The sequence below is a fragment of the Streptomyces griseoflavus genome (assembly GCF_014649995.1).
GTDB classification, from domain to species: Bacteria; Actinomycetota; Actinomycetes; order Streptomycetales; family Streptomycetaceae; genus Streptomyces; species Streptomyces griseoflavus.
In genome coordinates, this window is record NZ_BMUC01000017.1 from 37,218 (window position 1) to 62,731 (window position 25,514).

Annotated in this window: 31 protein-coding genes; 23 read left to right on the forward strand and 8 right to left on the reverse strand. The window is 72.2% G+C overall.

Annotation, left to right across the window (positions count from 1 at the left end; translation table 11 throughout):
* Positions 1-62: 62 nt before the first annotated feature.
* The 3 genes from IE172_RS28455 to IE172_RS28465 form a co-directional block, all read right to left on the reverse strand.
* Entirely contained in the window at positions 63-1,052 is a 990-nt protein-coding gene (locus IE172_RS28455) for a S1C family serine protease (RefSeq protein ID WP_190100189.1), read from the reverse strand.
* Positions 1,053-1,169: 117 nt separating this feature from the next.
* On the reverse strand, positions 1,170-2,192 hold the full coding sequence (locus tag IE172_RS28460; protein WP_190100190.1) for a LacI family DNA-binding transcriptional regulator: 1,023 nt from the start codon (positions 2,190-2,192) through the stop codon (positions 1,170-1,172).
* A gap of 107 nt (positions 2,193-2,299) precedes the next feature.
* Positions 2,300-3,079 (reverse strand): winged helix-turn-helix transcriptional regulator, encoded by a 780-nt coding sequence (locus IE172_RS28465; RefSeq protein WP_190100191.1) that lies wholly within the window; start codon positions 3,077-3,079, stop codon positions 2,300-2,302.
* Positions 3,080-3,327: 248 nt separating this feature from the next.
* Here IE172_RS28465 and IE172_RS28470 point away from each other — a divergent pair, with 248 nt between their 5' ends.
* The 9 genes from IE172_RS28470 to IE172_RS28505 all read left to right on the forward strand — a co-directional run bounded on the left by IE172_RS28470 (position 3,328) and on the right by IE172_RS28505 (position 8,964).
* The gene (locus IE172_RS28470) at positions 3,328-4,173 is read left to right on the forward strand and encodes an alpha/beta hydrolase (protein ID WP_190100192.1); all 846 of its coding nucleotides are present in this window, start codon (positions 3,328-3,330) and stop codon (positions 4,171-4,173) included.
* Between the two features lie 48 nt (positions 4,174-4,221).
* Positions 4,222-4,482 carry a MoaD/ThiS family protein gene (locus IE172_RS28475; protein WP_190100193.1) on the forward strand — a complete coding sequence of 87 codons (261 nt, stop codon included), beginning with the start codon at positions 4,222-4,224 and terminating at the stop codon, positions 4,480-4,482.
* On the forward strand, positions 4,479-5,684 hold the full coding sequence (locus tag IE172_RS28480; protein WP_190100194.1) for a hypothetical protein: 1,206 nt from the start codon (positions 4,479-4,481) through the stop codon (positions 5,682-5,684). Before IE172_RS28475 ends, IE172_RS28480 begins: the two co-directional genes overlap by 4 nt.
* A gap of 177 nt (positions 5,685-5,861) precedes the next feature.
* Entirely contained in the window at positions 5,862-6,602 is a 741-nt protein-coding gene (locus IE172_RS28485) for an LmeA family phospholipid-binding protein (protein WP_190100195.1), read from the forward strand.
* 203 nt (positions 6,603-6,805) lie between these two features.
* The gene (locus IE172_RS35370; protein WP_351803474.1) at positions 6,806-6,913 is read left to right on the forward strand and encodes a putative leader peptide; all 108 of its coding nucleotides are present in this window, start codon (positions 6,806-6,808) and stop codon (positions 6,911-6,913) included.
* Between the two features lie 123 nt (positions 6,914-7,036).
* Positions 7,037-7,882, forward strand: coding sequence for a sulfurtransferase (locus IE172_RS28490; protein ID WP_190100196.1), 846 nt, complete (start codon positions 7,037-7,039; stop codon positions 7,880-7,882).
* Positions 7,883-7,924: 42 nt separating this feature from the next.
* Positions 7,925-8,212, forward strand: coding sequence for a DUF1416 domain-containing protein (locus IE172_RS28495; protein ID WP_190100197.1), 288 nt, complete (start codon positions 7,925-7,927; stop codon positions 8,210-8,212).
* 94 nt (positions 8,213-8,306) lie between these two features.
* Positions 8,307-8,567 carry a DUF3099 domain-containing protein gene (locus tag IE172_RS28500; RefSeq protein ID WP_190100198.1) on the forward strand — a complete coding sequence of 87 codons (261 nt, stop codon included), beginning with the start codon at positions 8,307-8,309 and terminating at the stop codon, positions 8,565-8,567.
* A gap of 10 nt (positions 8,568-8,577) precedes the next feature.
* Positions 8,578-8,964: a VOC family protein gene (locus IE172_RS28505; RefSeq protein ID WP_190100199.1), complete on the forward strand. Its 387-nt coding sequence runs from the start codon at positions 8,578-8,580 to the stop codon at positions 8,962-8,964.
* Here IE172_RS28505 and IE172_RS28510 read toward each other — a convergent pair.
* The gene (locus tag IE172_RS28510) at positions 8,958-9,320 is read right to left on the reverse strand and encodes a DsrE family protein (protein ID WP_190100200.1); all 363 of its coding nucleotides are present in this window, start codon (positions 9,318-9,320) and stop codon (positions 8,958-8,960) included. The genes IE172_RS28505 and IE172_RS28510 overlap by 7 nt on opposite strands.
* Positions 9,321-9,421: 101 nt before the next feature.
* Here IE172_RS28510 and IE172_RS28515 point away from each other — a divergent pair, with 101 nt between their 5' ends.
* The 6 genes from IE172_RS28515 (at position 9,422) to ygfZ (ending at position 14,263) form a co-directional block, all read left to right on the forward strand.
* Positions 9,422-10,270, forward strand: a complete 849-nt coding sequence (locus IE172_RS28515) for a hypothetical protein (RefSeq protein ID WP_229886502.1) — start codon at positions 9,422-9,424, stop codon at positions 10,268-10,270.
* Complete coding sequence (locus tag IE172_RS28520; RefSeq protein ID WP_229886504.1) at positions 10,267-11,115, forward strand: hypothetical protein; 849 nt, start codon at positions 10,267-10,269, stop codon at positions 11,113-11,115. Before IE172_RS28515 ends, IE172_RS28520 begins: the two co-directional genes overlap by 4 nt.
* Positions 11,112-12,005, forward strand: coding sequence for a hypothetical protein (locus IE172_RS28525; protein WP_190100202.1), 894 nt, complete (start codon positions 11,112-11,114; stop codon positions 12,003-12,005). Before IE172_RS28520 ends, IE172_RS28525 begins: the two co-directional genes overlap by 4 nt.
* Positions 12,006-12,230: 225 nt before the next feature.
* The gene (locus tag IE172_RS28530; protein ID WP_189561038.1) at positions 12,231-12,806 is read left to right on the forward strand and encodes a heme-binding beta-barrel domain-containing protein; all 576 of its coding nucleotides are present in this window, start codon (positions 12,231-12,233) and stop codon (positions 12,804-12,806) included.
* A 44-nt stretch (positions 12,807-12,850) separates the two neighbouring features.
* On the forward strand, positions 12,851-13,288 hold the full coding sequence (locus tag IE172_RS28535) for a Fur family transcriptional regulator (protein ID WP_190100203.1): 438 nt from the start codon (positions 12,851-12,853) through the stop codon (positions 13,286-13,288).
* Between the two features lie 9 nt (positions 13,289-13,297).
* Positions 13,298-14,263, forward strand: coding sequence for a CAF17-like 4Fe-4S cluster assembly/insertion protein YgfZ (gene ygfZ / locus IE172_RS28540; RefSeq protein ID WP_190100204.1), 966 nt, complete (start codon positions 13,298-13,300; stop codon positions 14,261-14,263).
* A 6-nt stretch (positions 14,264-14,269) separates the two neighbouring features.
* Here ygfZ and dtd read toward each other — a convergent pair whose 3' ends face one another.
* The gene (gene dtd, locus IE172_RS28545) at positions 14,270-14,695 is read right to left on the reverse strand and encodes a D-aminoacyl-tRNA deacylase (RefSeq protein ID WP_190100205.1); all 426 of its coding nucleotides are present in this window, start codon (positions 14,693-14,695) and stop codon (positions 14,270-14,272) included.
* Between the two features lie 177 nt (positions 14,696-14,872).
* On the opposite strand from dtd, the gene IE172_RS28550 reads away from it, so the two are divergent.
* Together IE172_RS28550 and IE172_RS28555 are read left to right on the forward strand one after the other, a co-directional pair.
* Positions 14,873-15,505: an RsiG family protein gene (locus tag IE172_RS28550; protein ID WP_190100206.1), complete on the forward strand. Its 633-nt coding sequence runs from the start codon at positions 14,873-14,875 to the stop codon at positions 15,503-15,505.
* Positions 15,506-15,574: 69 nt separating this feature from the next.
* Complete coding sequence (locus tag IE172_RS28555) at positions 15,575-16,831, forward strand: GNAT family N-acetyltransferase (protein ID WP_190100207.1); 1,257 nt, start codon at positions 15,575-15,577, stop codon at positions 16,829-16,831.
* A 189-nt stretch (positions 16,832-17,020) separates the two neighbouring features.
* Here the strand turns inward: IE172_RS28555 and IE172_RS28560 are convergent, their stop codons facing one another.
* Positions 17,021-17,206, reverse strand: a complete 186-nt coding sequence (locus IE172_RS28560; protein ID WP_190100208.1) for a hypothetical protein — start codon at positions 17,204-17,206, stop codon at positions 17,021-17,023.
* A gap of 173 nt (positions 17,207-17,379) precedes the next feature.
* Between IE172_RS28560 and IE172_RS28565 the strand changes: the two genes are divergently transcribed.
* The gene (locus tag IE172_RS28565; protein ID WP_190100209.1) at positions 17,380-18,294 is read left to right on the forward strand and encodes a GntR family transcriptional regulator; all 915 of its coding nucleotides are present in this window, start codon (positions 17,380-17,382) and stop codon (positions 18,292-18,294) included.
* 31 nt (positions 18,295-18,325) lie between these two features.
* On the opposite strand, the gene IE172_RS28570 is transcribed toward IE172_RS28565, so the two are convergent.
* Positions 18,326-18,514: a hypothetical protein gene (locus IE172_RS28570; protein WP_190100210.1), complete on the reverse strand. Its 189-nt coding sequence runs from the start codon at positions 18,512-18,514 to the stop codon at positions 18,326-18,328.
* A gap of 133 nt (positions 18,515-18,647) precedes the next feature.
* Here IE172_RS28570 and IE172_RS28575 point away from each other — a divergent pair, with 133 nt between their 5' ends.
* The 3 genes from IE172_RS28575 to IE172_RS28585 all read left to right on the forward strand — a co-directional run bounded on the left by IE172_RS28575 (position 18,648) and on the right by IE172_RS28585 (position 22,820).
* Complete coding sequence (locus tag IE172_RS28575; protein ID WP_190100211.1) at positions 18,648-19,535, forward strand: winged helix-turn-helix domain-containing protein; 888 nt, start codon at positions 18,648-18,650, stop codon at positions 19,533-19,535.
* Positions 19,535-20,290 (forward strand): HAD family hydrolase, encoded by a 756-nt coding sequence (locus IE172_RS28580; RefSeq protein ID WP_229886506.1) that lies wholly within the window; start codon positions 19,535-19,537, stop codon positions 20,288-20,290. Before IE172_RS28575 ends, IE172_RS28580 begins: the two co-directional genes overlap by 1 nt.
* 415 nt (positions 20,291-20,705) lie before the next feature.
* Positions 20,706-22,820, forward strand: coding sequence for an aminoglycoside phosphotransferase family protein (locus tag IE172_RS28585; protein ID WP_229886508.1), 2,115 nt, complete (start codon positions 20,706-20,708; stop codon positions 22,818-22,820).
* Between the two features lie 50 nt (positions 22,821-22,870).
* Here the strand turns inward: IE172_RS28585 and IE172_RS28590 are convergent, their stop codons facing one another.
* A complete protein-coding gene (locus IE172_RS28590; protein WP_190100214.1) occupies positions 22,871-23,758 on the reverse strand; it encodes an NAD(P)-dependent oxidoreductase in 888 nt (295 codons plus the stop codon).
* 50 nt (positions 23,759-23,808) lie between these two features.
* Here IE172_RS28590 and IE172_RS28595 point away from each other — a divergent pair, with 50 nt between their 5' ends.
* Both IE172_RS28595 and IE172_RS28600 read left to right on the forward strand, forming a co-directional pair.
* Positions 23,809-24,159, forward strand: coding sequence for a winged helix-turn-helix transcriptional regulator (locus tag IE172_RS28595; RefSeq protein ID WP_190100215.1), 351 nt, complete (start codon positions 23,809-23,811; stop codon positions 24,157-24,159).
* Between the two features lie 125 nt (positions 24,160-24,284).
* Complete coding sequence (locus IE172_RS28600) at positions 24,285-25,514, forward strand: aminotransferase class V-fold PLP-dependent enzyme (protein ID WP_190100216.1); 1,230 nt, start codon at positions 24,285-24,287, stop codon at positions 25,512-25,514.

A 25,514-nucleotide genomic window follows, 5' to 3' on the forward strand; every position in this document is an offset into this window, starting at 1 on the left:
ATGCGGCTCGGCGGGGGCCGGTCGTACGGGTCTTCAGCGTCGCACGTTTCGCGGGCGGCGCGTCAGTTCATCGAACCGGAGCGCAGGGCCGGCAGGTCCGCCTTGACGGTGTCGACCGGGATGGCGAAGCCCAGGCCCACGCTGCCCGCCGCGGACGAGTCCGCGCCGCTCGGCGCGTACATGGCGGAGTTGATGCCGATGATGCCGCCGTTCATGTCGATCAGCGCGCCGCCGGAGTTGCCGGGGTTCAGTGAGGCGTCGGTCTGGATCGCCTTGTACGTGGTCGTCGAGCCGCCGGTGTCGCCGTTGAACTGCCGGCCGCCGTACTCGAACGGCCAGCCGCCCTGCTGCTCCTGCTGACGGCCCTGGCTCTGGTCGGTGGAGACGGTCACGTCCCGGTCGAGAGCGGAGACGATGCCGCTGGTCACCGTGCCGGTCAGGCCCTCGGGGGAGCCGATCGCCACGACCTGGTCGCCGACGCTCACACCGCCGGAGTCGCCGAGGGTGGCCGCCTTCAGGCCGGAGGCGTTCTCCAGCTTGATCAACGCCAGGTCCTTGGAGCTGTCGGTGCCGACGACCTTCGCGGAGTAGGTCGTGCCGTCGTCGGTGCGCACCTCGACCGAGGAGGCCCCGGCGATGACGTGGTTGTTGGTGATGATCTCACCGTCGTCGGTGATGATCACGCCGGATCCGGTGGAGGAGCCGCTGCCGGAGGCCGCGCTGATCTCGACGATGCTCGGGCTGACCGCCCGGGCGACGCCGGAGACCGTGCCCTTCTGGCTGGACGGCACGACGTTGGTGCTGGTCGAGCCGGCCGAGGCGACCGTGGCGGTGCCGGTCAGCTCCTGGATGCCGTAGGCGGTGCCGCCGCCGACGGCCGCCGCGACGATCGCCACGGCGGCGAGCAGGCCGGCGGGGCCGCGGGTGCGCTTCCGCCTTCCCGCGGCGGGGGCCGCCGCGGGCGTCGGCGCGTACGCCGGCGGGGGCGGCCACTCGGGGTTCACCTGGTGGGGGCTGTCGTACGCGCCGCTGGGGCGGGGGCTCTCGGTCATGTTCATGAGCCTCGCGCCGGACGATGAGAGCATCCTGAGGGACCGCTGAGAAGTCCGACAGAACCGCGTATGCCCGATATAAAGACCTGCCGCCGGATGTGCCGCCGGGGTGTCCGGTTACGCGCAGCCGCAGGACTGGCGGACGACCAGGCGGGACGGGAAGACCTTCAGGCGCTCGCGGCGGGAGCCCGCCACCCGCACACCGTCGTCGAGGACCAGGTCGACCGCGGCCCGGGCCATCGCCGGACGGTCGGAGGCGACCGTGGTCAGCGGCGGATCGGCGAGCGCCGCCTCCTTGATGTCGTCGAACCCGGCGACCGCCAGTTCCCCGGGCACGTCGATGCGCAGTTCGCGCGCGGCGCGCAGGATGCCGATCGCCTGGTCGTCGGTGGAGCAGAAGACGGCCGGCGGGCGGTCGGGGCCGGAGAGGATGTCCAGGCCGACGCGGTAGGCGTCGTAGCGGTTGTACGGGGCCTCGAACAGGCGGCCCTCGGTCGGTATGCCGGCCTCGTCCATCGCGCGCCGCCAGCCCTCGACGTGGTCGGAGACGGGGTCGCCGACGGCGGGGGTCTCCGCGGTGCCGCCGACGCAGGCGACGTACGCGTTCCCGTGCTCCAGCAGGTGGCGCACCGCGAGCTGGGCGCCGCCGAGGTCGTCCGTGACGACCGCGACGTCGTCGATCGCCTCCGGGCGCTCGTGCAGCAGCACGACCCGGGCGTCCCACGCCTCGATCTCCGCGGCGGCCAGGTCGTTCAGCGCGTGGCTGACCAGGATCAGGCCGGAGACGCGCATGCCGAGGAACGCGCGCAGATAGTGGACCTCGCGCTCGCCGATGTAGTCGGAGTTCCCGACGAGCACCATTTTCCCGCGCTCGGACGCGGCCTGTTCGACGGCGTGCGCCATCTCCCCGAAGAAGGGCTGGCGCGCGTCCGGCACGATCAGGCCTATGAGGTCCGTGCGCCGCGACGCCATCGCCTGGGCGACACGGTCGGGCCGGTACCCCAGCTCCTTGATCGCGGCGAGAACGCGCTCGCGCGTGGCCGGGGCGACCGGCCGGGGTCCGTTGTTGATGACATAGCTGACGACGGCGGTCGACGTACCCGCCAGCCGTGCCACATCATCCCTGGTTACCTTGGCCACGCGCGGAGTCTACGCGGATATATTCCGTCCGGGCAGGGAGCGAAAAGGGTTCCGAACAGCACGGAAACGGCTCGTCTGTGCGAACGCAACGCTCATGCGTGCGCCGGTCAGGCCCGCGTCGGCGCGTCCGCCGGCTCCCTCGTGGCCGTCTCGTCCGCATCCGCCGGGTTTCGCCGGTCGCTCCTGGCCTTCGTGTCGTCGGTCGCGCGCTCCGCCTTTTCAGGCGTAACGAATCGATAACCGACGTTCCGTACGGTGCCGATCAGTGACTCGTGCTCGGGGCCGAGCTTGGCGCGCAGGCGCCGTACGTGCACGTCGACCGTGCGGGTGCCGCCGAAGTAGTCGTACCCCCACACCTCCTGGAGCAGCTGGGCGCGGGTGAAGACGCGGCCGGGATGCTGCGCGAGGTATTTGAGGAGTTCGAATTCCTTGAAGGTCAGGTCGAGGACCCGGCCCTTGAGTTTCGCGGAGTAGGTCGCCTCGTCGACGGACAGGTCGCCGTTGCGGATCTCCATCGGGGAGTCGTCGTTGACGATCTGCTGGCGTCCCATGGCCAGGCGCAGCCGGGCCTCGACCTCGGCCGGGCCCGCGGTGTCCAGCAGCACGTCGTCGATGCCCCAGTCGGCGGTGACGGCCGCGAGGCCGCCCTCCGTCACGACCAGGACCAGCGGGCAGCCGGGGCCGGTGGAGCGCAGCAGCTGGCACAGGCTGCGCACCTGGGGGAGGTCACGGCGGCCGTCGACGAGGATGACGTCCGCGCCGGGGGTGTCGACCAGGGCCGGGCCCTCCGCGGGCGCCACGCGCACGGTGTGCAGGAGCAGACCGAGGGCGGGGAGCACCTCCGTCGACGGCTGGAGTGCGTTGGTCAGGAGCAGCAGTGAACTCATCGTGTCTCCTCACCTGCCGGAATCGTCCGGGGTGCCCGGTGCGGGGCCGTCCTGCTGTCGTGCACGGTTCGCTCGCCCATGACGTCTGGTTCCTCCTCGGTCCCTGCGAGGACGTATGCGGCATTGCTGCGTGCGTCCGACGGCCCGTACACGCGGCGGTTTCCCGCGTTCGTATACAACGCTTCCGAAAGCACAAAAGGACCCGGGGGCTTCGCTGCCCGAGTCCTCTTCGCAGCAGAATAGCCGACATGAGCACCGGTGGGGCAGGTCATGTGGCGCGATCCACGGGGCGATCCGCAAGGGGTCCGAATTCCGGGACGGTCGGCGTAACACGGAACGGCGCGTCATTGCGGGCGTTCCTGCGCACGGCGGACGGCGTGGCGATCGATTCCGTATACGAACCGGGAACCGATTCTTCCCGCGATCTCGTTTTCGTGATCGCGCACGGTTTCACCGGGGACGCGGACCGGCCCCACGTACGGCGGGCGGCGCGGGCCCTCGCCCGACACGGGAGCGTCATCACGTTCTCGTTCCGGGGACACGGGGCGTCGGGCGGCCGGTCGACCGTGGGCGACCGGGAGGTGCTCGACCTCGCGGCGGTCGTGGGGTGGGCGCGCGGACTCGGGTACGCGCGGGTGGCCACCGTCGGGTTCTCCATGGGCGGTTCCGTGGTGCTGCGGCACGCCGCGATCAGCCGGGAGACGGGCGTGGACGCCGTGGTCTCGGTGAGCGCGCCCGCGCGCTGGTTCTACCGGGGGACCGCGCCCATGCGGCGGCTGCACTGGCTGGTGACCCGGCCGTCCGGGAGGCTGGTGGGCCGGTACGGGCTGCGCACGCGGATCCACCACCGGCAGTGGGACCCGGTGCCGCTGTCGCCGGTCGAGGCGGTGCCGCGGATCGCGCCCACCCCGCTGCTGATCGTGCACGGGGACCAGGACGGGTACTTCCCGCTCGACCACCCGCGGATGCTGGCGGCCGCCGCGGGCGAGCACGGGGAACTGTGGGTCGAGGCCGGCATGGGGCACGCGGAGAACGCGGCCCCGGAGCCGCTGCTCGGGCGGATCGGGGACTGGGTGGCCGCCCGGGCGGGCTAGCCTGACGGTGTTCACCGTCAAACCGATTTCCGATTGAGGAACCAGCAGATGGCAAAGGTCACGGTGCGGTACTGGGCCGCCGCCAAGGCCGCGGCCGGGGTGGCCGAGGAGGCGTACGAGGCGGCCACGCTCGCCGAGGCGCTCGACTCCGTGCGGGAGCGGCACTCCGGCGAACTGACGCGCGTGCTGCTGCGCTGCTCGTTCCTGGTCGACGGTGATCCCGTGGGCAAGCGCGCGCACGACGCGGTACGGCTGGCCGACGGCGGCACGGTCGAGGTGCTTCCGCCGTTCGCAGGAGGGTGTCGATGACGAACCAGCCGTACGGGGGATACGACCCCTACCAGGAGCCTCGGCCGTACCCGCCGCAGGAGCCTCAGCCGTATCAGCCGCAGCCCTATCAGGCACAGCAGCCGCAGCCGCAGCCGTATCAGGCACAGCAGCCGTATCGACAGCAGCAGCCGGAGCATCAGCAGCCGCAGGCCTGGCCCGGGCAGCAGCAGGGGTACGACGACCCGTACGCCGATCAGCAGTACACCCAGCAGTGGCAGGGGCAGACCTGGGAGACGCAGATGCAGCCCCCGGTGCCCGCGGCCGCCGAGGAGACCTCGTACCTGCCCCCGCAGCAGCCGGCGCCACAGTCTCAGCCCCCGGCGCACCAGGCACAGCCGCTGCCGCAACCGCAGCCGGCGCACCGGCCGCAGCCGCGGCCCGCGCCGCGTCAGGAGGCAGGACCCGAGTACGGGCCGGCCACCCTGGCGGGGAACTCCCGTGTCACCGACGCGCAGCGGGCGCGGGCCGAGGGACGGTCGCCCATCATCGACCCCGGCATGCAGCCCGCCCTGCTCACCGCCGCGCTGGGACTGCTGCTCGCGGGCGGCGCGGCGCTGGGCACGTACGCGCTGCTGGTGCCGCTGGTGGTGCTGCAGGCCGTCACGGCGGCGGGCTGGTTCCGGCTGAACGGGATGTGGCCGGCCCGCCAGGGCATCGCGCTGGGCTTCCTCGGCGCGGTGGCCGCGGACGTGGCGCTGCTGGCGTCGGACCGGTCGCCCGCGGCGATCCTCGGGACGCTGGGGGTGTGGGTGCTGCTGTCGCTGGTGCTGCAGCTGCGGTCGCACGCGGACCCCGACGAGCGGATGTACGGCCTGATGGCGACGGTCGCCGCGGCGGCGCTGGCGATCGCGGCGGGCGGATACCTGGCGGCGGACGCCGACGCGGTGACCGTGGGAGCGGTCGGCGTGGCGGTGGCGATGGTGGCGCGGGCGCTGCCGCTGCCGACCGCGGCGTCCGTGGTGGCCGCGCTGGCGGTCGCGGCGGGAGCCGGGTTCGCGGTCGGGGGCATGGACGCGTCCGGCGCGGCTACGGGCGCCGGAGCGGCCGTCTGCGCGCTGATCGGCCACCGGGTCGCCGCCTACGACTACCCGTCGCGGTTCGTGCACTTCACGGCGGGTGTCGCGCTGCCGCTGGCGGCGGCCGGGCCCGCGGTTCACGTGCTGGGCCGCGTGTTCGCCTGACCGAGCCGGTACGGGGCCGGCCTCCCGCGGACACGCTCGCGGGAGGCGGCCGTGCACCTGTCACAAGTGATCGACAATCGCCCGGTCCCCGCACACCAGCGCGTTACCCTCGCGCTGGACGGCCTGCCGGTCGTCGGGCAACGCCGTCGTCACCCGTACAGGTGGGGGAAACACCGCATGCGCGCACTGCGAATACTGCTCATCGTCGTCGTGATACTGGGCGGGATCTTCGTGATCGTGGACCGTGTCGCGGTCAACTTCGCCGAGGGCGAGGCCGCGGACCGCCTGAAGGCGAACGAGAACCTCGCGTCCACCCCCGACGTGTCCATCGAGGGCTTCCCCTTCCTGACCCAGGTCGTCGGCGGCACCCTCGACGAGGTGCGGGTCGGCATCGAGGGCTACGAGGCGAGCACCGGTGACGGCGGCGAGAAGATCCGCATCGGCGACCTGCGCGCCGACATGAAGGGCGTCGACTTCTCCAGCGACTTCAGCTCCGCCGTCGCCGACAGCGCCACCGGCACCGCGACCGTGGCCTACGACGAGCTGCTGAAGAAGGCCAAGTCCGAGTCCACCCAGGTCGCCCCCGGCGTCACGGCCGAGGTCGTCGGCCTCTCCGACGGCGGCAACGGGAAGATCAAGGTCGCGGTGGAGGCCACCGTGCTCGGCACCAAGCTGCCCGAGCCGGTCTCCGTGCTCAGCTCGGTGACCGTCGTGGACGGGAACACCGTGCGGGTGAAGGCCGACGCGCTGCCCGAGTTCGGCGGGGTCGCGCTCGCCGAGTCGCGGGTGCGGCGGATCACCGACTTCGAGCAGAGGATCGACGGCCTCCCCGGCGGGATCCGCCTGGACAAGGTCGAGGCGGGCCGAGGCGGCGTGGACATCGTGGTGAAGGGTTCCGACGTCCGTCTGGTCGGGTAAGGACCGGGGAGTGTCCCGCGGGGTCCGGTGTCCGTCAGGCGAGACGGGGGCGTCCGCACTGCAGATGTGACGGCGGCGGTCCGGGTCCCGGCGCAGGGCCCGGGGTGACTCGAGGGCGCTCGCGTCTCGATGGGTGGACGATCTCGTCTCAGCATGCGACATGCCGGTGACATGTCCGCCCTGTCCTCCTTACGATCGACCCCATGCGGTGTCAGACAAGCGTCCCCCAGTCGCGGGGACGGGCGGATCTCACGAAGCGGCGGGCAGTGGACCTGTGCCGTGTCGCCGCCATGCTCTGTCGCACTTTCTGAGCGGACGCGTCGGCGTCCGCATCCTCACCCCCGCCCGTCGAGGGCACCCGTGCGCCGGCCCGCCCCGGCCGCCGCGCACCCCTTGTTCGTACCCCCCCCGCCAACTGCCCCGGAGGAGAAAACATGAGCCGCAGCGACGTCCTGGTCGACGCCGACTGGCTCCAGGAGCACCTGGACGACCCCACCATCGCCCTCGTCGAGGTGGACGAGGACACCACCGCCTACGAGAAGAACCACATCAAGAACGCCATCCGGATCGACTGGACCAAGGACCTCCAGGACCCGGTCCGCCGTGACTTCGTCGACCAGGCCGGCTTCGAGAAGCTCCTGTCGGACAAGGGCATCGGCAACGACCACACGGTCGTCCTCTACGGCGGCAACAACAACTGGTTCGCCTCGTACGCGTACTGGTACTTCAAGCTGCACGGCCACGAGAACGTCAAGCTCCTCGACGGCGGCCGCAAGAAGTGGGAGCTGGACGCCCGCGAGCTGGTCCCCGGCGACGAGGTGCCGGAGCGCCCGAAGACCGACTACAAGGCCAAGCCGCAGGACGCGTCCATCCGCGCCTTCCGCGACGACGTCGTGGCCGCGATCGGCAACCAGAACATCGTCGACGTGCGCTCCCCCGACGAGTTCTCCGGCAAGCTGCTCGCCCCGGCCCACCTGCCGCAGGAGCAGTCGCAGCGCCCCGGCCACGTGCCGTCCTCCCGCAACATCCCGTGGTCCAAGAACGCCAACGACGACGGCACCTTCAAGTCCGACGAGGAGCTCAAGGCCCTCTACGAGGACGAGCAGGTCGACCTGTCCAAGGACACCATCGCCCTGTGCCGCATCGGTGAGCGTTCCGCGCTGACCTGGTTCGTGCTGCACGAGCTGCTCGGCGTGGAGAACGTCAAGAACTACGACGGCTCCTGGACCGAGTACGGCTCCCTCGTCGGCGTGCCGATCGAGCTCGGCCCCGCCAAGTAAGTCCCCCCGACCGACCTTTCCAGACCACTTCAGGAGTACGACATGTGCGGTGCGAAGGCCGGCGGCCCGGACGCCTCGACGATCAAGCCCGGTGAGACCACCATCCAGGGCCAGGTGACCCGCGACGGCGAGCCGGTGACGGGCTACGTCCGTCTGCTGGACTCGACCGGAGAGTTCACCGCGGAGGTCCCGACCTCCGCCACCGGACAGTTCCGCTTCTACGCGGCGGAGGGCACCTGGACCGTCCGCGCCCTGGTGCCCGGCCGCACCGCCGACCGCACGGTCGTCGCCCAGCCGGGCGGTCTGGCCGAGGTCGCGATCGCGGTCTGAGGACACGGTCGGGCCGGAGGGCCGCATCCCACGGGTTGGACTCCCGGGACGCGGCCCTCCGGCACGTCCGGACCCGCGGACCTACGCTGGAGACATGTACGCGCGCAGGCGGCACACCTACTTCGTCATGATGGGCAGCTGCATCGCACTGTTCGTCCTGGCGTGGGGCGTCGTACGGCTCTGGTCGGTGCCGGCCGCCGTCGCGATGTGCCTGGTCGCCATGGTCATCCCGCCGCTCGCCGCGATCGTCGCCAACCGGCGCGGGCCCGACGACCGCTGGTGGGACGACCCTTCCGGCGACCCGAAGTCCGACGAGTGGTGGGACGAGCTGGACGGCAAGAAGGGCCCCCGGTAGGAAGGGGGCCATGTGCGCTGCGAAACTCTCCACCGTCGTGCTCGACGCGCGTGACGCGCACGAGCTGGCCCGCTTCTATACCCGGCTCCTCGGCTACGAGGTGCGCGCCGAGGAACCCCACTGGGTGCTGATCGGACCGCCGGACGGCGCCGCGGGCACGTCGCTCGCCTTCGAGACCGAGCCGGAGTACGTCCCGCCGGTCTGGCCGACGCGGAACCCCGGCGACCAGCAGATGATGCTGCACCTCGACATCGAGGTCGACGACCTGGAGGCCGGGACCGCCCGCGCGGTGGCGGAGGGGGCGACGCTCGCCGGGGAGCAGCCGCAGGACGACGTGCGGGTGCTGTTCGACCCCTCCGGGCATCCGTTCTGCCTGTGGGTGCCGTCCGCTCAGTAGACGAGCGCCTGGGTGCCGTCCGCCATCGCCTCCTGCACGAAGACCTGCGCGCCGGCGATGCGCACGCCCTTCAGGACGTCCTTCTCCGTGATGTCGCGGCGGGCCGCGCACTGCGTGCACAGGGTGACCCGCCCGCCCGCCAGGATCGAGTCCAGCAGATCCGGCAGCGGCGCGGAGTGCGGCAGCTCGAACTCGGCGGCACGGTCCGGCAGGGCGAACCACGCGGACTCCCCGGTGAGCCACAGGGAGACCTCGACGCCACTGGCCGCGGCCACCGCGGCCACCGTGAACGCCTGCGAGCAGCGTTCGGGGGCGTCGGTACCGGCAGTCACCTTGATCACGAGCTTTTTCGCCATGCCCGAATCGTAATCACGATCGCCACAACCTCGTCCGGCGGCCGGGGGTCTCCTGGGCGCGCGCAGTCGGAATGCGCGCTTCACCTTCTGTGGGGGACGTCTTGGAACAACCCGATAAGGCCAACGATGCGCCGGATGGGACCAGTTCGGCCGATGTGCCGGACACGGCCCAGGCTCCGGACCCGGCTCAGGCTCCGGACCCGGCTCAGGCTCCGGACCCGGCTCCGGACCCGGCCGGGCGGCGCGGCCGGGTCCGGACCGCCGCGCTGATCGGTACCGCCCTGGTGCTGGGCCTGATCGCCGGCACCTGCACCGGCTATCTCGTCCAGGCCGACCGCGAACCCACCCGGCTGCCGCCGCTGTCACAGCCGGTGCTCCCCCAGGCGACGGGCAAGGCGCCCGCCCCCTTGCCGGCCGCCCAGGACCGGCGCGTGAAGACCGACGGCGACCTGCGCGCCCTGCTGCTCAAGAAGCCGCGCGGGGCGAAGCAGGCCGATGAGACCGACTGGCCGGTGGGCGCCGACGGCTGGATGGATCTCGCCGAGTACGCAGGGAACTTCGAAGAGTCCGATCAGATGTTCGGCCAGTTGACCATGGACGAGTTCCGTCGTGCGGCCGTCACCGCCTGGTCCGAGAACGACCACACCGTGGAGATCCGGCTGGTCCAGTTCCGCCAGGAAGAGACCCTGGCGGCCGGCGACGCCGTCGACGACAACCAGTACTGGGCGGACGCGGAGGACACGGACAGCTGGGCCGTGCCCGGCACCGGGGACGGCCGCGCGTACGTCCACAACCGTCCGGAGACCGAACCCGGCTACGAGCCCCTCTACAGCGCGGAGGCGTTCGCCTCCCGGGGGGACGTCGCGATGGAGATCTGGGTGTACGGGAGCAAGCGCATCAGCAAGAAGCTGATCATGGACCTGGCCGAACGGCAGATGGAGCGACTGTGAGCGAGGCGGAGATGCGGGCGCCCGAGCCGTCCGATCCGGTCACCCCCGAGGTGGAGGAGGCTCCCGAGGTCCCGGCCGCGTCCGATGAGCCGGCCGGGAAGCGGACCGCGCGGCGGGGGCGGGTCGCCGCCGCCGTCGGCTCCGTGCTGCTGGCCGGGGCCGTCGTCGCCGCAGCCGGCTACACCGTCGTGACGGTGAAGGACGCGGACCGGGACGCGGGCGCACCCCTGTGGAAGATCCCCAAGGCGGCCGCCGAGGGAAAGGCGCCGAAGGCGCAAGGACTGGCCGCGACGCTCATGCCGTACGGAGAGGACGGTTGGCTCCGCGGGCCCGACCTCGCGGAGTTCGGCCCGGACGCGCAGCTCGACGGTGCCGACGCCGCAGCGCTGCTCAAGAAGACGCTGAGCGACCTGCCGCGCACCCAACGCAAGCGGCTGGAGAAGGAAATCGACGGATGGCGCGTCGAGGGCATGGCGATGCGCAGCTACGTCAGCGGATCGGTCAGCCTCTACAGCGAGGAGGACGCCTTCTCGGTGAGCATCGTGCTCACCCGTATGGAGGACCGGGGTGCCGTGCGGGATCTGGCGAAGTTCCAGACCGGGCTGCTCGACGCCGTCGACGGCTTCCGCAAGGGCCCTCGGGTCAAGGGGCACAAGAACGCCAGGTGCTTCCTGCCACCCAAGGACGAGGCGTCCGATCTCGACGCGATGCGCTGCACGGCTCATGCCGGAAACGTCCTCGTCACCCTCACCGCGGACGGCGGGAAGCCGCTCGACACCAAGAGTGTCGCCGTGCTGCTCGGCCGGCAGCTCGACCGTATCGACGAACCCGGGAAGGCCGTATGACCGAGCACCAGCAGGCCCTCGCCGCCGACACGACGGAGGGTCCGGCCCAGGAGCCGCCCGCTCAGGAGCCGCCCGCCCAGGAGTCGGCCGCCCAGGAGCCGGCCCAGGAGCCGCCCGCGCCCAAGGACCGGAGGGTGCTGCGCGCCGCCCTGCGCTGGACGGCCGCCGTCGCGGTGTTCGCCGTGGCGGGCGCGGGGACGGCGTACGGCATCACCCGGATGGAACGCACCGACGTACCCGGCCTCGCGACACAGTCCGACGGACGATGGGACTACCCCCCGCTGGCCAAGCCGCCCCTGCCGTCCGGCAGCCCCGGCCCCGCGGCGGAGTCCAACCCGGCCGGCACCCACCACGCCGACCTGCGCGCCCTCCTGCTGCCGCTCCCGAAGGGCGCGAAGGAGAACAAGGCACTGCGCGGCACCGACGGCTGGCTGCCGACCGGGGAATTCCTGAAGGAGTACGCGGAGAAGGAGGACCGGGAGGACTTCGGGCAGCACCTCACCGACAGCGGTCTGCGGCACATCGCGGCCCGCGGCTGGACGACCGGGGACGGCACCCGCACCCGGATCTACCTGCTGCACTTCGACACCGCGGCGGTGGTGGAGACCAGACTCTTCCTGCCGTACTTCTCCTACAAGGACCCCGCCCGGCCCCTGCGGGGCGCCGAGCAGGTCGAGGACGACGCCTCCTTCCCGGAGGAGAAGGCGGCCGTGCCGGGGGTGCAGCGGTCCGTCTACGACGAGACCGCGCCGCGCGGCGCCGAGCACGACCGGCAGGCCTACCTCGCCGCCGGCGACGTGCTCGCCGTGGTGCTGCAGTCCCGGAAGGGGACCGCGCACGCCGTGCCCTTCCAGCAGACGGTGGTGCTGCAGAGCCAGCTGCTGGGCTGAGGCGCGGCAGGCGCGACCTCGCACGACAGGGCCGTGCCCCGACCGCGTAAGCTGGGGCGCGGCCCTGCGTACACCACCGCACCCCGCTCAAGGAGCACCCTGTGATCCTCTTCTTCGAAATTCTGCTGGTCCTCGTCGCCGTCGGCGTTCTCGCCTTCGCCGGGCTGACCGTGAAGAAGCTGTACCAGGGCCAGCGCTGATCACCGACGCCAGGAAGTTCCGCTCATGATCGAGATCCCGTCCGACCTGCACAAGGACCTCGTCCCCCTCGCCTTCCTGCTCGGCAACTGGGCGGGCGCGGGCGTGCACGACTTCCCCGGCTCCGAGAAGTGCAACTTCGGCCAGGAGGTCACCTTCGCCCACGACGGCCGGGACTTCCTCGAGTACAGCTCCCACACCTGGGTGCTGGACGGCGAGGGCAACAAGGTGCGGCCGCTGGAGTCCGAGCACGGCTTCTGGCGCATCGACGCCGGCCGCAAGGTCGAGGTGACGATGACCCGCGACGACGGCGTCATCGAGATCTGGTACGGCGAGATGGCCGAGGGCAAGCCGCAGATCGACCTGGTCACGGACGCGGTGGCCCGCACCGCCGCCTCGGGCCCCTACAGCGGCGGCAAGCGGCTCTACGGCTACGTCAAGAGCGACCTGATGTGGGTGGGCGAGAAGCAGACCCCCGAGGTCGAGCTGCGCCCCTACATGTCGGCGCACCTGAAGAAGGTCGTCACCCCGGAGGAGGTCGAGCGCTGGGCCAAGGCCCTGCCCGACGACATGCCGGACGACGGGATCGCCTTCTTCAAGTAGGCCGGCTCCGGCCCGGTCCCGACCGCACCCCCTAGACTCGTGGTGTGGTGAGCACCGACTGGAAGAGCGATCTCAGGCAGCGCGGCTACCGGCTGACGCCGCAGCGCCAACTCGTGCTCGAAGCCGTGGACACCCTGGAGCACGCGACCCCCGACGACATCCTCGGCGAAGTGCGGAAGACGGCGTCGGGGGTCAACATCTCCACGGTCTACCGCACACTGGAGCTGCTGGAGGAGCTGGGCCTGGTCAGCCACGCCCACCTCGGGCACGGCGCCCCGACGTACCACCTCGCGGACCGGCACCACCATCTGCACCTGGTCTGCCGTGACTGCACGAACGTCATCGAGGCGGACGTGGAGGTGGCCGCCGAGTTCACCGCGAAACTGCGGGACACCTTCGGTTTCGACACCGACATGAAGCACTTCGCGATCTTCGGCCGGTGCGAGGACTGCGCCGGGAAGGCCGCGGCCGCCGAGTCGTAGGCTTGGCGTATGAAGAGCCCCCTGCTGACCCTGCCCGGCGCCGTCCCCGCCGAGGGCGTGGACGAAGGCGTGGCCGCGCACTACGGCGACCTGTTCCGCGAGCAGCGCGCCCTCGCGGACGGCACCGGTTTCGTCGACCTGTCCCACCGCGGGGTCGTCACCGTCACCGGACCGGAGCGGCTCGGCTGGCTGCATCTGCTGCTCACCCAGCACGTCAGCGACCTGCCGCCGCACCAGGCCACCGAGGCCCTGATCCTCTCCGCCAACGGCCACATCGAGCACGCCCTGTACCTCGTCGACGACGGCGGGACGGTCTGGGCGCACGTCGAGCCCGGCACCCAGGAGGCGCTGGTCGCGTACCTGGAGTCGATGAAGTTCTTCTACCGGGTCGAGGTCGCCGACCGCACCGCCGACATCGCGGTCGTGCACCTGCCGGCCGGGTCCATCGCGGAGGCGCCCGAGGAGGCCGTCGTCCGTGAGACGCCGTTCGGACGGGACCTGTTCCTGCCCCGGGGCGAGCTGGAGTCGTACGTGGAGAAGGCGGGACCGCCCGCCGGGCTCCTCGCGTACGAGGCGCTGCGGGTCGAGCAGCAGCGGCCGCGGCTGGGGTTCGAGACCGACCACCGCACCATCCCGCACGAGCTGGGCTGGATCGGCGGCGCCGTGCACCTGCAGAAGGGCTGCTACCGGGGGCAGGAGACGGTCGCCCGGGTGCAGAACCTCGGCAAGCCGCCGCGGCGGCTGGTGTTCCTGCACCTGGACGGCAGCGAGGTCCATCTGCCCGTCGCGGGGACGGAGATCCGGCTGGCCGACGACGGTCCGGACGGGCGGAAGATCGGGTTCGTCACGACGTCCGTGCGCCATCACGAGCTGGGGCCGGTCGCCCTGGCCCTGGTGAAGCGGAACGTGCCGGTGGACGCGCGGCTGATCGCCGGGGACACGGCGGCCGCGCAGGAGACGGTCGTCGAACCCTGAGCCCGGTCAGATCTCCAGCAGGACGGTGAACGGGCCGTCGTTGGTCAGCGACACCCGCATCCTCGCGCCGAAGCGGCCCGTCGCCACCGTCGCGCCCAGCGCGCGCAGCTGCGTGACCACCTCGTCGACCAGCGGCTCGGCGAGGTCACCCGGGGCGGCGGCGTTCCAGGTGGGGCGGCGGCCCTTGCGGGCGTCGCCGTAAAGAGTGAACTGGCTGATCACCAGGAGCGGGGCGCCGATGTCGCTGCAGGACTTCTCGTCCTGGAGCATCCGCACCGACCACAGTTTGCGGGCGAGCCGGGCCGCGTCCTCCTCGGTGTCCTCGTGGGTGACGCCGACGAGGACGCACAGTCCCTCGCCCTCGATCGAGCCCACCGTCTCGCCGTCCACCTCGACGCTCGCGCCGTCGACCCTCTGCACCACCGCTCGCATACGACCATGATGCCGGTCGGCGAACAGTCGGCCGACGGCGGCCCGCGCACGACCCCGGTCGGGCTATTTTTACTCCTTAGCGCCCATCTGGGGCGGATCGGGGACACTCGCTCACATAGCGGCCGGTCGGGGTGGCACGATGCTGGCACATGCCGGTCGAGGGGACGGTTGAGGCACATGAGCACACCGGGAATCGGACGGCCGGTCACGGCCGTTCCGCCCGCCGAAGCGGGCATCGGGGAGCGGGAGTTCCACCGGCCGCCCACACAGCGCACCGACAGTCCGGTGCTGCCCGAGGAGGAGCGGGCGGCCGGGTTGCACGTGCTGGGTCTGCCGGAGCTGCGCGCGGTGCGCCGTGACGCACAGCGGGACGAGGCCGACCTCAGCTATGTGCGGCGGCTGCTCCAGGGCCGCATCGACATCCTGCGGGCGGAGCTGGCCCGGCGGGTTCCGCGGGGCGTGCCGCCGGTTCTCGCGTCGGGGGACGCGTCGGTCGTGGAGCGGCTGTCGGAGATCCTGCGGGACGGCCCGGCCCGGCACCGTTCCTCCGCCCGCCACGTGACGCTGGGGACGCCGCGGAGCGAGGAGTACCGGCGGCTGGCGGCCGAGATGCTCGGCGAGGTGGAGCTGTCCGACCTCGGGGCCCGCACGGACGGCGAGCTGAAGACGGCGATGGGACGGCTGGTGCGGTACGAGCAGCAGGTGTCCCGGCGGCGGCAGCGGCTGCAGCGTACGGCCGACGCGTGCGGCGCGGAGATCACACGCCGGTACCGGGAGGGGGAGGCGCAGGTGGACGACCTGCTGGTGTGAGTCCCGGACGGGGCGGGGGAGGGAAGAATCCCGTCGACACCCGGCGCGCGGCCGACCTACCGTGTGCCCATGACCTCCCGCCCCGCCCTCGACGTCCGCACCGTCACCGAGTCCGAGTTCGCCGACTGGCAACGGGCCATGAACATCGGGTTCCTGCGCGAACCCACCCTGTCCGAGGAGATGCTGGAAGCGCGCCGGGAGCAGTTCACGCCCGGCCGGTCGACCGGGGCGTTCGACGGCGGGCGCTGTGTGGCGACGTTCCGTTCCTTCGCGCAGGAGCTCACCGTGGTCGGCGGGGCGACGGTCCCCGCCGACGCGGTCACCAACGTCACCGTCGCCCCCACCCACCGGCGGCGCGGGCTGCTCACCCGCATGATGGAGCGGGACCTCGCCGCGGCGAAGGAGCGCGGGGACGTCGTCGCCACGCTGATCGCCGCCGAGTACCCCATCTACGGGCGCTACGGCTTCGGTCCGGCCACCTCGGCGACCGAGTGGACGGTCGACGTGCCGCGCACCGGTCTCGACCCGCGCCGGTCCGGGCCCGGGGACGGCGGGCGGATCGACCTGGTGGACGGGGAGGACGTGCGCAAGCTCGGCCCGGAGCTCCACGAGCGGCTGCGCCGGCAGCAGCCGGGGGCGGTGACCCGGGACGAGCTGTGGTGGAGGACCGCCACCGGGGCGGTGCGCTTCCACGCGACGTTCCACGAGCCGTTCCACGCGGTGTACCGCTCGGCCGGCGGCGAGGTCGAGGGCATGGCCGCCTACACGGCGGACGACAACTGGGGTGACGCGAAGCAGCCGTTGAACACGGCGCGGGTGAAGTGGCTGATCGGGGTGACCCCGGCCGCGGAGCGGGCGCTGTGGCACTACCTGTGCTCGATCGACTGGGTGGTGGCGGTGCGCAGCGGCTGGCGGGCCCCCGACGACCTGCTTCCGCACCTGCTGCCGGACCCGCGCGCCGCGGCCGTCACCACTCAGGCGGACTGGCTGTGGGTGCGGATCCTGGACGTCGTGCGGGCACTGGAGGCGCGGACGTACCAGGCGGCGGGGTCACTGGTGCTGGAGGTCGCCGACGGGGCGGGACTGACCGGCGGACGGTTCCGGCTGGAGGCGTCGGCGGACGGGGCCGGGTCCTGTGTGCGCACCACCGAGAGTGCCGATCTGTCCCTGGACGTGGCGGAGTTGGCGGCGCTGTGGCTGGGCGACGAGTCCGCGGTGCGGCTGGCGGCGCTGGGCCGGGTGCGGGAAGAACGAGCGGGCGCCGCCCGTCAGGCCGACGCCCTGCTGCGTACGTCCAGGCGACCGTGGTGCCCGGACATCTTCTGAGCGCGGTCTCCGTACGCGCTTTTGCTGCTGTCTCCTTCCGCCGACGACGGGTGAGCGCTCATCCGTAGCGAGCTGTTCAGTTGTGGTTGTGGTGGTCGTGCGGGTGGTGCGTGGTGCGGGTGGTGCTCCGCCGGCGGGATCCCGGCTCCCCTCCGGAAGGGAACCCGGCCGGCGGTCCGTACGGTGCCGTCAGCCGGACTGGGCGAACAGCATCACGAGGATGACCGCGCCGATGCCGCTGATCACGGTGTTCCTCGCCTTGATGCCCACGGTGAGGGCGACGAAGGCGATGAGCCCCATCGGCCCGTACCTCCACTGGACGAGCTGCTCGAATCCCATGGCCAGGGCCGCGAGGGCGATGGCGATGAACGGCATGACGGTCCCCCTGTGTCCATGGCCCCCAATCGTCACCCCCGGTGGCCAACCTCTCAGCCGAGCGACCAGGTTGCGCAAGTTGGTGACCAACTTGTCTTCAGTTATCTCCACTTGGACGAGGCTTATAACCATCCTTCGCTGAACTGCCCCAAGATGGCGAGAAGTTGTACTGTGTGGCTGTGGACCCGGAACATGCCCCCGTCAAGGGTCGGGAGACGTCGCAGCGGCCACGGAGGACGCATCGCGAGGTGGCCGACGAGCTGCGCGCGCGGATCCGGACCGGCGCGCTGCGGCCGGGCGAGCGCATGCCCACCCAGGCCCGGCTGGCCGCAGAGTTCGGTGTGGAGCGCCCCGCGATACGCCGGGCGCTGCGCATCCTGCAGTCCGAGCAGTTGCTCACCAATGTCTCCAAGGGAGCCCCGGCGACCGTCGCGGCCCGGCCCCGCGGGGTCCCGGCCGGCCCCACCGCGCCGCCGCTGCCCACCACGGTGGGCCTCGCGCCGCGGATCGCCGCCGCCTTCGAGGCCGAGCACGTCGAGATCGACGCCGTCTGCCTGACCTCCATCTCCCTCACGCTCGCCATGGGGGAGCCGTTGCGCCGGATCCACGCGGGACGACTGAAACCGGCCAAGGTCGACGTCCGGGTCCTGCTGCCCAGCCGGCACATCGACCTCGCCTTCCCGGTGCCGGTCGAGGGGCGCGGGGGCGCGGACGACCCGGTGCACGAGCGGTGGCTGTCGATGCGCAACGCCCAGGGCCAGGTGCTCCGCCACAATCTCCTCGCCCTGCGCGCCACCCACGGCATCGACGTGAGCGTCTCGTTCCGGGCGCTGCCCTTCACCCCGCCGGTGAAGCTGTATCTGCTCAATCGCGTGGAGGCGCTGTTCGCCTACTACACGGTGGCCCGCAGCCGGGCGCAGATCGACCACGAGAGCCTGGAGACCTACGACGCGCAGGGCGTACGGTCCCTGCTCTTCGCCTTCGAACAGGGCCCCGGCCCGCGGGACACCACGTTCGTGGAACAGTCGCACCTGTGGTTCGACGCACTGTGGAAGACGATCAGTTCGGAGCTGGTGCTGACGAGCTGACGTCCCCCGCGCCGGCCGGTTCCGGGGCCCCTCACAGGGCGGGCCTCGACACGAGCAGCGCGAGCAGCACCGCCCCGGCGGAGCTGATCCCCGGCCTGTTGGCCCTGATGCCTATGGTGAGCAGCAGCAGGCCGACCAGGCCGGCCACGCCGAACTGCCACTCGACGAGCTGCTGGACGGTGATGACGAGGACGGCGGAGAGCAGAGCGATCAACTGCACGGTGGTTTCCCCCTCGATGGCGATGCCAACCCGAAGAAGTTGGCAACCAACTCTTAGTAAGTTGTCCCCACTTGGTCGCCATGCGTAAACAACTTACAAACAACTCCCCTCAGATGGATCAAAGTTGTAGCGTTTGGTCGTGACCCAGGAGAACGCGGCAGTGAACGGCAGCAGCAGGCGCTCGCCCCAGGAGATCGCCGACATCCTGCGGGAACGCATCCGGGCCGGCGAGCTCAAGGCCGGCGACCGGCTGCCCACCCAGGCCGAACTCGCCGAGGAGTTCGGCGTCGAGCGCGGCACCGTCCGCCAGGCGCTGCGCGCACTCCAGGACGACGGCCTGCTCAGTAATGTCAGCAAGGGCAGCCCGCCGCGGATCGCCACCCCCGTCCCCGCACCGGCCCACGAGGAACCGCAGCCCACGATGGTCGCGCTGGCACCACGGCTGACGGACGCCTTCGAGGCGGACCGGGTGCGCGTCGACGCGGTGTGCCTGACGTCCGAGAGCCTCATGCTGGCCCTCGGCGAACCCCTCCGGCACATCCACGAGGGCCGGATCCGCCCGGAGACCATCGACGTCCGGCTCCTGCTGCCCTCCAGGCGGATCAACCTGGCCTTCCCCGTCCCCGTCGAGGAGGGCGGCGACGGGGACAACCCGGTGCACGAGCGGTGGCTGGCGATGCGCAACGCCCAGGCCCGCGTCCTCCAGCACAACCTCCTCGCCCTGCGGGCCACCCACGGCATCGGCGTCCACGTCTCGTTCCGGGCGCTGCCCTTCACCCCGCCGGTGAAGCTGTACCTGCTCAACGGGGAGGAAGCCCTGCTCGGCTATTACATGCTGACCCGGCGCGAGGAGGAGTGGGAGAGCCGGAACCTGGTGATGTACGACGTCCTGGGCTCGACGTCCCTGCTCTTCTCCTTCGCGCGGCAGGCCGGGCAGCGGGACCAGGCGTTCGTGGAGGAATCCCAGAAGTGGTTCGACGCCCTCTGGGAAACCATCACCACGGACCTGACACTCTCCTAGTGACTTCCGAGACGACACGGACCGATGCGGTGACGGCGGAAACCGGGACGGAACCAGGAGAGCTGCGGGACCTGATCCGAGGCGCCCGGGTCGTGCTGTGGGACTTCGACGGCCCCATATGCCGCCTCTTCGCGGGCCACTCGGCGGAACGGGTGGCGACCGACCTGGCCTCCTGGCTCGAGGGGCGGGGCCTGCACGGCCTGCTCTCCGAGTCCGAACGCGACTCCCTGGACCCGCACGTCGTGCTGCGCGCCGTCGACCGCCGGCACCCCGGCAGCGACCTCGTGGCGGAACTGGAGGAACGCCTCACCCAGGAGGAGCTGAAGGCCACCGCCTCCGCCATGCCCACCCCGTACGCCGATCCGCTGATCCGCACCTGGACCGCGGTGGGTGTCCGGCTGGCCATCACCACCAACAACTCCCCGCGCGTGGTGCGCGAGTACCTGACCTCCCGCGGCCTGGGCCGCTGCTTCGCCCCCCACCTGTACGGACGCACCCAGCAGCTGAACCACCTGAAGCCCGACCCGCACTGCGTCAACCGCGCCCTGAACGCGATGGGCGCGGCCCCCGCGACCGCCCTGATGATCGGCGACACCCCCTCCGACCTGTCCGCCGCGCGGGCGGCCGGTGTCCCGTTCCTCGGCTACGCCCGCAACGACCGCAAGCACAAGCTTCTGCGCGACGCCGGTGCCACCGTGGTCGTGGCCTCCCTCGAGCCCGTACTCCGGATGGTCGGGGGCCGGCGCGGGGCCTGAAGGGTCAGGCCCTGCGGGCAGCGTGCGGCAGTGGTCCGGCCCGGTGGGGAGTCCGCTGCCGGAAGGACGGCCGCGTCCCCCACTACACCGCCTTCGGCCGGACCGTCATGCAGTAGCATGCGCGCACCGATCGAGCATGTCCTGCTCTCCGTTCGCATCCAGGGGCACATCAGCCGAGCCGAACGGCCTTCCGCGCCCCCGGCCTCGGGCAGGCGGGTGACGCCGTACCCGACGCGTCCGGTGCACGCGGCATCCCGCGTGCGGGACCCGAGCCCCCATGCCTACCTTGTTGTGACTCCCCTCGTACCTCCCGGAGCGGCCAGTGGGCGCACCACCTCTTCCCCGACCCGCCCCCGGGGGACCCGCATCGCCCGACGCCACGGTGCGGGGTCGCGACGCCCGGCTCCGCGCCCTCGTGCGGAACGCGACGCGGCACGGGGCGACCACCGGCGGCCACCACCACCACAACCATGTGCTCCGGCTCACCGCGCAGGAGGCACAACTGCTGGGACGTGAGGCAGGGACGTCCGTGACGGTCCGGATCCGCCGGCCCGGGGCACTGCCCGTGGTGATCCGCACCTGGGCCGACGAGGACGAGATCCTGGGCGCGGTCAAGGGGGCCCTCCCGGACGTGCCGCAGTGCCTGGCCAAGGGGCCCGGCTTCGCCGTCCACAGCCATGTGGACGGCGTGCCCCTGTCCAGCGTCAGCGGGTACGGCGAACCCGTGGATCCGCCGCTCGTCACGGCGCTGGCCGGACTGCTCGCCCGGACGGCTCAGGTGCGGCGCAGTGCGCTCCCGCCCCTCCCGTCCTGCCGGCCGCGCAACGACACCGACAGCCAGGGCTTCCTGCGCGCGCTGGCCCTCTCGGCCGACCGGCAGATCCGTCAGCCCAACCGGGACGCCTTCGGCGGGCTGTTCGCCGCCCTGGGCATCCCGGAGGACGCACTGCCCGGGCTGGCCGACCGGACGCCCCTCATGGTGCGGCGGCCGTACGGTCTGCTCCACGCCGACCTGCACCGCGACAACCTGATCGTCACCCACGGCGGCACACCTCCCCTCGTCGCCGTCGACTGGGAACTGGCGACCTACGGCGATCCGCTGCACGACCTCGCCGTCCACCTCGTGCGCATGCGCTACCCGGACCGGCAGTGGCCGGAGGTGATCGACGCGTGGGAGGAGGCCATGCGGCGGATCCGTCCCGCCGCCGTCAACGGGCTGGCGAAGGACCTCGGCCACTACCTGGCCTTCGAGCGGGCGCAGTCCGTCTTCCCGGACGTCATGAGGGCGGCACGGTCCCTGGAGGAGTCCTCGTCCCAGAAGGATCTGGACCACGCGACGGCAGAGGTCGGCCGGGCCCTGGACGCGGCCGCCGCACCACTCCGGCTCGGGAGCGTGCCCGGTGAACGGGAGATCGAGCAGGCGCTGTACCGCTGGCTCACGTCCCGTTGCCGGGGCCGAGGCGGCCGGGGCCTGTCCGGCCGGGCCTCCCCCTGGCAGCCGGACGGGCGGCTGCCACTGCCCCCCGACTTCCCCGAGGCAGCCGTCCTGGGGGCCCTGGCCGTGGAGGGGTCGGCCCCCGCAGGCCGTGTCTTCCGGGGCACCGCCCACCTCAACACCGTGGTGCGGGTCCCGGGCATCGCGTATCCCGTCGTCGTACGGCGGAGGCTGCCCGGAGCCGGGGGACAGGAGCCCTGCTTCCTCAGTGAGCACGCCGTGCTGCGCGCCGTCGAGGAGGCCGCCGTCGCCGTGGCGGCGCCGAGGGCGCTGGCCCTGGGATCGAGCCGTCCGCAGGACCCCTTCGCCATCCACACCTACGTGGGCCCGCACGACATCGACCGCCCTCCGCACCATCCCGTGAACGGTCTGCTGCCGCACGAGGCGGACGGACTCGTGGACCAGCTCGTCGCCTTGACCCGGGTGGACTACCGGCAACTCGACCCGGTGGCGGGGGAGCGGGGCTTCTACCGCTGGCTCAAGGACCAGCTGGTCCGCATCGTCGCGGACCTGCCCGGGACGACGCGGCAGCTCGGCCGGCGGCTGGGGCTGCCGGACGCGGAGCGGCTGGACCAGATCCTGTCGCGGCGGGACGTCGGACACCGCGAGCCGTCGCTGCTGCACGGCGACCTCAACCCCTGGAACCTCGTCCGGCGGGACGACCCGTACGCGCTGACCCTCATCGACTGGGAGATGGCCCTGGTCGGCGACCCCCTCTACGACCTGGTCCGGCACATGCACCTCACGCCGACCCGGCCGGAGATCCGGGAGAGGATGTTCCGCCGCTGGGAGGCCCGCCTGCCGTCCGCGTACACCCGTAACTGGCGCGCGGACTGGCAGGTCTACCGCCGGCTGGAGATCGTGCGCTCCGCCTACATCGACCTGGACCGCATCGTCACCGGCGCGGGCCTCGACGCGCCCAACGTCCGCCGCGCGGTGGATTCCTACGCGGCGACCCTGGCCGTCGCCGGCGGCTCGCTCGGCCTGCCCCTCCGCTTCCCGGCGCACCCGTATCCGGCCCCGGTACGGGCGTAGGGGGACACGCCTGCGCCGACAGCCCGTTGCCCGCGGCCGTCAGCCGTACGTCAGCGGCGCCCGATCAGCTCGCCCACCCGCGTGTACCCGTCGGTGCCGTGTCCCAGGGCGATGACGCGGCGGGCCTGGCCCTCGATGACACGCATGACGCTCGCGTCGATGCCGTGGGACTCGGAGGCGTGGACGACGTGGGTCATCGTCGACGCGGCCGAGGTGATCGGGTTCAGTTCCCCGGAGTACGTGCCGGCGTCGGCGTCGGCCGCGAACTCGGTGAACAACGGCGGCAGGATCGCGGCGATGCCCTCGGCGAAGGGGGCGAGTTCGGCACCGGTGACGCCCTCGGCCCGGGCGAGTGCGAGGGCGTGCGTGTAACCGGCCATCGCCGTCCAGAAGATGTCGAGCAGCGCGATGTCGTACGCGGCGGCCCGGCCGGTGTCCTCGCCGAGGTGGGTGTGGGTGCCGCCGAGTGCCGCCAGCACCGCCCGGTGCTCCTCGTACCGTTCGGCCGGGCCGCTGTGCAGGAACACCGCGTCGGCGGTGCCGATGGTCGGCGTCGGTGTCATGATCGCGCCGTCCAGGTAGTGGACGCCGTGCCGGGCGGCCCAGTCGGCCGTGTCCCGGGCGCGGGCGGGGGTGTCCGCGCTCAGGTTGACGACCGTGCGGCCCTTGAGGGCGGTGGCGACGGCGGTCCGGCGCAGTACGGCGTCGGAGGCGTCGTAGTTGACCACGCAGACGACGGTCAGCGGGGCGGCGGCGACCGCCTCCTCGGGCGAGGCGGCCGCGACGGCGCCCCGCGCGACCAGTTCGCCGTCCCGTCCCGGCGTGCGGTTCCAGACGGTGGTGCGCACCCCCGCGTCCAGGAAGGCGGAGGCCAGCGCACGGCCCATCGGGCCGAGGCCGAGGACGGTCACGGCGCTGCTGGAGGGGAACTCGGACATGGGACAACTCCGTTAAGGTAAAGGGTCATTGGTGAGGAAAGGGGCGCGGCGTGGTGCACCGGCGGCATGATCCGGACGTGTGCGGGGTGACCGCCGCGATCGCCGTGATCGAGGGCAAGTGGAAGACCACGCTGCTGTGGCTGCTGGAGTCCGGCCCGCACCGGCCGGCCGAGCTGCGCCGGAAGGTGCCCGGCCTCAGCGAGAAGGTGCTGACGGACGCGCTGCGCGAGATGGAGGCGGACGGTCTGGTGCACCGGGAGGTGTACGACGTGCTGCCGCCGAAGACGGTCTACTCCCTGACCGGGTTCGGCCGTGAACTGGCCGGGGCGCTGGCACCCCTGTCGGACTGGGGCCATCGCCGCCTGGAGAGGCTGGCCGAGGTCGTCGCCCCGGCCTCCTGAGAACCCTCCGCACCACCTCACTTCCTCCGTGCGCCCCGGTCGGCCCACCACCAGGCTGGCCCAGCCGGGGCGGAGTGCCAAGTACGCACAATGAAGTGGGTGTTCCTTTCGCGGATGGGAGTCATGTGAGCGAGACCGAGGTCGTCACCGCACCGCGCCCCCTGCTGCTGGCCGACGGCCGGCCGGCGGCGCGGGCGTGGTCGCTGGACCCCGCCCTGCGCCACCTCAACCACGGCTCCTTCGGCGCCGTACCGCTGGCCGCCCAGCGGCGGCAGCGGGAGCTGCGTGCGGAGATGGAGCGCGCTCCGGTGGTGTGGTTCCCGGAGCTGCCGGGCCGGCTCGCGGCGGCCCGGGCGGGCCTCGCGGCCTTCCTCGGCGCGGACCCCGGCGACCTCGCCCTGGTGCCGAACGCGAGTGCCGGGGCGAGCGTCGTGTACGCCGGACTCGAGCGGCGCGGCGGCGGGGAGATCGTGGTCACCGACCACGGCTACGGCGCCGTCACGATGGGCGCCGAGCGGCTCGCCCGCCGCTGGGGCGGCCGGGTGCGCACGGCGAGGGTGCCGTTGGACGCGGACGAGGAGCGGGCCTGCGAGGCCGTGACGGCCGAGGTGGGGGAGCGCACCGGGCTGGTCGTCGTCGACCAGATCACCTCGGCGACCGGCCGGCGCCTCCCGGTGGAGCGGATCGGTGCGGAGCTGCACAGGCGCGGGGTCCCGCTGCTCGTCGACGGCGCGCACGCACCCGGCCTGATCGACGCCCCGCTCGAAGGGCTGACCTGCGACTTCTGGGCGGGGAACCTCCACAAGTGGGGCTGCGCGCCGCGCGGTACCGCCGCCCTGGTGGCACGCGGTCCGCTGCGGGACGGCCTCCACCCGCTGATCGACTCCTGGGGCGCCCACGACCCCTACCCCGACCGTTTCGACCAGCAGGGCACGGTCGACGCCACCCAGTACCTGGCCGCCCGGACGTCCCTCGACTTCATCGGGACCACCTGGGGCTGGCCCGCCGCCCGCCGCTACATGGACGACCTCGCCGGGTACGCCGAGCGGGTCGTGGGCGCCGCGTTCACCGCGCTGACCGGTGAGGACGCCCTGGTCGACGTCGGCATGCCCGTGCCCGGGATGCGGCTGGTCCGGCTGCCCGACGGCCTCGCCGGCAGCCGCCTCGCCGCCGACGCCCTGCGCGACCGGGCCGCCGCCGAGCTGGGCGTCGAGGCCGCGTTCACCAGCTTCGACGGCATCGGCTACGTACGGCTGTCCGCGCACGTGTACAACACCGCCGAGGACTACGAGTACTTCGCCGAACGGTGCGTCCCCGTGCTGGGCGAGTGGGCCCGCGCGGCGCGCGGCCGCTGA